Source organism: Gluconobacter sp. GP1, assembly GCF_032913585.1.
GTDB lineage: Bacteria > Pseudomonadota > Alphaproteobacteria > Acetobacterales > Acetobacteraceae > Gluconobacter > Gluconobacter cerinus.
Map to the genome: position 1 here is coordinate 1 of NZ_JASGXC010000052.1, position 602 is coordinate 602.

At 59.0% G+C, this 602-nt stretch carries 1 protein-coding gene; it reads left to right on the forward strand.

Features of this window, described 5'->3' with window-relative positions:
• A partial coding sequence (locus R5H23_RS16870) for a type IV secretion system DNA-binding domain-containing protein (RefSeq protein ID WP_317216133.1) occupies positions 1–602 on the forward strand: 602 nt, incomplete at both ends.

Sequence of the window (602 nt, forward strand, 5' to 3'; positions counted from 1 at the left end):
GCCATCGTACCATTGGCCGTCGCCTATGCCGGCTATGTCCTGACGCGGCCGGTGACGTTGCCTCTTCGCTTGCCGGCCAACGCGAAGGGAAAGGACTACGGCAATCCTCAGCCGGACCCAAAACGACCTGGCGTCGAAATCCCGGGCAAGCCTTCTGGAGACTGGCTGATAGGCTGGGATGAAGTCACGGCCCAACAGGTCTGGCTGTCCGGCAATGATATGACGATGCATGCCATTCTGCCCGGCTCAACCGGGTCCGGCAAAACGCAGTTCATTTATAGTCTTCTGTGCAATGCCCTGGCACAGGGCGGCGGGTTTACGATTGTCGACGGCAAAGCCTCAAACAACCTTGCCTTCTCCGTTGCAGCCATGGCGAGACGGTGGGGCCGAGAGGCAGACCTGCGCTTCATCAATATGATGGTGTCAGCCGGCGACAGGAAGACCAACACCTGGAACCCCTTTTCCTCTGTCAATGCTGAGGGCATGACCGAGCTTCTGCTCACGCTCTTTCTGCCGGAAGACAAGAAAGGCGGAGGGGGTAACTCCGCGCATTTCCGCGACAGGGCCGAAGCGCTTATTCGCGGCATGTCCTATGTCTTCGT